General features: G+C 71.0%; 4 protein-coding genes. All 4 read right to left on the bottom strand.

What is annotated here, in order from left to right:
* Positions 1 to 373, bottom strand: a 373-nt coding sequence (locus tag ACN6LD_RS41780; protein ID WP_445045894.1) for a 6-phosphogluconolactonase, incomplete at its 3' end; no start/stop codon positions are given.
* Positions 370 to 1,500 (bottom strand): glucose-6-phosphate dehydrogenase assembly protein OpcA, encoded by a 1,131-nt coding sequence (gene opcA / locus ACN6LD_RS41775; protein ID WP_319197791.1) that lies wholly within the window; start codon positions 1,498 to 1,500, stop codon positions 370 to 372. The genes opcA and ACN6LD_RS41780, both read right to left, overlap by 4 nt.
* Positions 1,497 to 3,020, bottom strand: coding sequence for a glucose-6-phosphate dehydrogenase (gene zwf / locus ACN6LD_RS41770; RefSeq protein ID WP_057581202.1), 1,524 nt, complete (start codon positions 3,018 to 3,020; stop codon positions 1,497 to 1,499). Before zwf ends, opcA begins: the two co-directional genes overlap by 4 nt.
* A 4-nt stretch (positions 3,021 to 3,024) precedes the next feature.
* Positions 3,025 to 4,143 (bottom strand): transaldolase, encoded by a 1,119-nt coding sequence (gene tal, locus ACN6LD_RS41765; protein ID WP_057581203.1) that lies wholly within the window; start codon positions 4,141 to 4,143, stop codon positions 3,025 to 3,027.
* Positions 4,144 to 4,316: the final 173 nt, after the last annotated feature.

The following is a 4,316-nucleotide window of genomic DNA, read 5'->3' as shown; positions in this document are numbered from 1 at the left end:
CCCCCCCCCCCTCCTCCACGTCGGCGCCGTGCGGACCGTCCGACGCGGGCATGGCGTGCACGCGCTTCGGGTCCACGGGGACGGAGTCCAGCAGGGCCTCACGGGCCTGCGTGTCGTTGCGCTCCGGGTCGCCCTCGGGCAGGAACCGCTCGTCGCCCCACCACAGGTCGAGACGGCTCCAGTCGACGGCGTCACGGGCGGGCGCGGCGGCCAGCGCGGCCAGCAGACCGTTGCCGTTGCGGCCGCCGGTGAGGACCACGGACGCCTGGCCACGGGAGGCCTGGGCGTCCACGATCTTCGTGATCAGACGGGCCGCCGCGGCCTGTGCCATCAGCTCCTTGTCGCGGTGCACGACCAGCTGGGGCGTCTTCACTGCGGATCCGCCTTCCTGACCGGGGGCATCTGCGCCGGAGACGGCCGGTCGGCGTCACCGGGGCCGGGCGCGGCGGCCGGGGCCGCCGGAGCGGAGTCACGGCCGGCGGCAGCCGGTTCCGGCACCCCGCGGACGGGGAGGGAGGGCGGCGGCTGGGAGGCCGCCTCGGCCCGCTCCGCCACCCGCTCGGCGGCCGACTGGAGACCGCCCAGCCGGTCCACGCCGAACCGCAGGGCGGACGCGTACGTGTCGTCGGGGTCGAGCCTGCGCAGCTCCTCCGCGAGCAGCTCGGACGTCTCCCGGCGCTTGAGCGCGACCGCCCGGTCCGGCTGGCCGGGCAGCGCCAGGGTGGCCATCGCCCCGTCCGACCGGTGCAGTGTGATCGGGCCGCCGGTGGTCTCCATCCGCACCTGGGTCAGACCGGGTCCGGCCGAGACCGCGCGCCGGACGTGCACATGGAGTCGGTCGGCGAGCCACATGGCGAGCAGCTCGACGCTCGGGTTGGACTCCTCGCCCGCCACCTCGGCGGACACGATCTCGCAGCTGACCTGGTCGAGCGCGGCGGCCAGCATGGAACGCCAAGGGGTGATCCGGGCCCACGCGAGGTCGGTGTCGCCCGGCTCGTAGCTCTCGGCGCGCGAGCGCAGCTCGTCGACGGGCTTCTCCGCCGTGTAGCTGTCGGTGACCCGGCGCTGGCCCAGCGCGCCCAGCGGATCGCCCGCGGGGTCGCGCGGAGCGTCCACCGACCACCAGACCACCACGGGTGCGTCGGGCAGCAGCAGCGGCAGCACGACGGACTGGGCGTGGTCGGAGACCTCGCCGTACAGCCTGAGGATGACCGTCTCGCCGCTGCCGGCGTCCGCGCCCAGCCGCACCTCGGCGTCGAGGCGGGACTGGGTGCGGCCACGGGAGGAGCGGGAGACGCGCTTGATGACCACGAGCGTGCGCGAGGGGTGCTCGTGCGACGCGTCGTCGGCGGCCTTCAGGGCGTCGTAGGCGTTCTCCTCGTCCGTGACGACGACGAGGGTGAGCACCATGCCGACGGCGGGAGTGCCTATCGCACGGCGGCCCTGCACCAACGCCTTGTTGATCTTGCTGGCAGTGGTGTCCGTGAGGTCCGTTTTCATGGCCGGCGCCAGCTCCGTCCGTCTCGCTCGAGCATCTCGTCGGCCTCGACCGGTCCCCAGGTGCCCGACGGGTACTGTGCGGGCCTGCCGTTCTTGTCCCAGTGCTGCTCGATCGGGTCGAGGATCTTCCAGGACAGCTCGACCTCCTCGGTGCGCGGGAAGAGGTTCGAGTCGCCCAGCAGCACGTCCAGGATCAGCCGCTCGTACGCCTCGGGGGAGGACTCGGTGAACGACTCGCCGTAGGCGAAGTCCATCGACACGTCCCGGATCTCCATGGAGGTGCCGGGCACCTTGGAGCCGAAGCGGACCGTGATGCCCTCGTCCGGCTGGACCCGGATGACGATGGCGTTCGCCCCGAGCTCCTCGGTGGCCGTGGAGTCGAAGGGGGAGTGCGGGGCCCGCTGGAAGACGACCGCGATCTCGGTGACCCGCCGGCCGAGCCGCTTGCCGGTGCGCAGGTAGAACGGGACGCCCGCCCAGCGGCGGTTGTCCACCCCCAGCTTGACGGCCGCGTAGGTGTCGGTCTTCGACTTGGGGTCGATGCCGTCCTCTTCGAGGTAGCCGACGGCCTTCTCGCCGCCCTGCCAGCCCGCCGCGTACTGACCGCGCACGGTGTCGCGGCCCAGGTCCTTCGGCAGCCGGACGGCGCCGAGGACCTTGGTCTTCTCCGCGGCCAGCGCGTCCGCGTCGAAGGATGCGGGCTCCTCCATGGCGGTCAGCGCCATGAGCTGCAGGAGGTGGTTCTGGATGACGTCGCGGGCGGCGCCGATGCCGTCGTAGTAGCCGGCCCGGCCGCCGATGCCGATGTCCTCGGCCATGGTGATCTGCACGTGGTCCACGAAGGACCGGTTCCAGATCGGCTCGAACATGGTGTTGGCGAAGCGGAGCGCCAGGATGTTCTGGACGGTCTCCTTGCCCAGGTAGTGGTCGATGCGGAAGACCTGGTCCGAGCCGAAGACCTCGTGGACGACCTTGTTGAGCTCCTCGGCCGAGGCGAGGTCGTGGCCGAACGGCTTCTCGATGACCGCGCGTCGCCAGGAGCCGTTCTGCTGGTCGGCCAGGCCGTGCTTCTTCAGCTGCTTGATGACCACCGGGAAGGAACGCGGCGGCACCGAGAGGTAGAAGGCGAAGTTGCCGCCCGTCCCCTGAGCCCGGTCGAGTTCGTCGATCGTGGCGCGCAGCCGGTCGAACGCGTCGTCGTCGTCGAAGGTGCCCTGCACGAAGCGCATGCCCTGGACGAGCTGCTGCCAGACCTCCTCGCGGAAGGGCGTGCGGGCGTGCTCCTTGACGGCGTCGTGGACCTCCTGCGCGAAGTCCTCGTGCTCCCACTCCCTGCGGGCGAAACCGACCAGGGAGAAGCCCGGCGGCAGCAGACCCCGGTTGGCGAGGTCGTACACGGCGGGCATGAGCTTCTTCCGGGACAAATCGCCCGTGACGCCGAAGATGACCAGGCCCGACGGCCCCGCGATACGCGGGAGCCGTCGGTCGGCGGGGTCACGCAGCGGGTTGCTGCTCGACAAATTCTCAGCCCTTCGAGGGGGCGAGGCGCTGGAGCTCCGCCTCGGTCGACTTGAGCAGGTCGTTCCAGGACGCCTCGAACTTGTCGACGCCCTCGTCCTCGAGGAGCTGCACCACCTCGTCGTAGGAGATGCCCAGCTTCTCGACGGCGTCGATCTCGGCGCGGGCCTGCTCGTAGGTGCCGGCGACGGTGTTGCCGGTGATGTCGCCGTGGTCCTCGGCCGCGAACAGGGTCGCCTCCGGCATGGTGTTCACCGTGTTCGGCGCCACCAGGTCGTCCACGTACAGGGTGTCCTTGTACGCGGGGTCCTTCACGCCGGTGGAGGCCCACAGCGGACGCTGCTTGTTGGCGCCCGCCTTCTCCAGCGCGGCCCAGCGCTCGCCGGCGAAGACCTCCTCGTACGCCTGGTAGGCGAGGCGGGCGTTGGCGAGGCCGGCCTTGCCGCGGGCGGCCTTGGCCTCGTCGGTGCCGAGCGCGTCGAGGCGCTTGTCGATCTCGGTGTCCACGCGGGACACGAAGAAGGACGCCACGGAGTGGATCTTCGACAGGTCCAGGCCGCGATCCTTGGCCTGCTCCAGGCCGGACAGGTAGGCGTCCATGACCTGGCGGTAGCGCTCGAGGGAGAAGATCAGCGTGACGTTGACGCTGATGCCGAGGCCGATGACCTCGGTGATGGCCGGGAGGCCGCCCATCGTGGCCGGGATCTTGATCAGCGTGTTGGGGCGGTCGACCAGCCACGCGAGCTGCTTGGCCTCGGCGACCGTCGGCTTGGTGTGGTGCGCGAGACGCGGGTCCACCTCGATGGACACCCGGCCGTCCTGGCCGCCGGTGGCGTCGAAGACCGGGCGCAGGATGTCGGCGGCGTCGCGGACGTCCGCCGTCGTGATCATGCGAATGGCCTCTTCGACCGTGACCCCGCGGGAGGCGAGGTCGGAGAGCTGCTGGTCGTAGCCGTCGCCCTGGGAGATCGCCTTCTGGAAGATCGACGGGTTGGTGGTGACGCCCACGACGTGCTGCTGGTCGATCAGCTCGGCGAGGTTGCCGGACGTGATCCGCTTGCGCGACAGGTCGTCCAGCCAGATCGCGACGCCCTCCTCGGAGAGGCGCTTGAGTGCGTCTGTCATGGAATTACATCTCCTACGGGTCGTGTGTGAGCGTCAGCGCTGGGCGGCGGCGAGGGATTCCCGCGCCTGAGCCGCCACGTTCTCGGGAGTGAAGCCGTACTCCTGGAAGAGGACCTTGCCGTCGGCGGAGGCGCCGAAGTGCTCCAGGGAGACGATGCGGCCGGCGTCGCCGA

The organism is Streptomyces sp. SAS_272, from assembly GCF_052543235.1.
Note: the sequence above shows the minus strand (reverse complement) of the source record. Positions and strands in the feature narration are given on the sequence as shown.

Excerpts from the sequence above, each read along its gene's own strand:
- opcA (WP_319197791.1), bottom strand. The coding sequence starts at position 1,500 with ATGAAAACGGACCTCACGGACACCACTGCCAGCAAGATCAACAAGGCG.
- tal (WP_057581203.1), bottom strand. The coding sequence starts at position 4,143 with ATGACAGACGCACTCAAGCGCCTCTCCGAGGAGGGCGTCGCGATCTGG.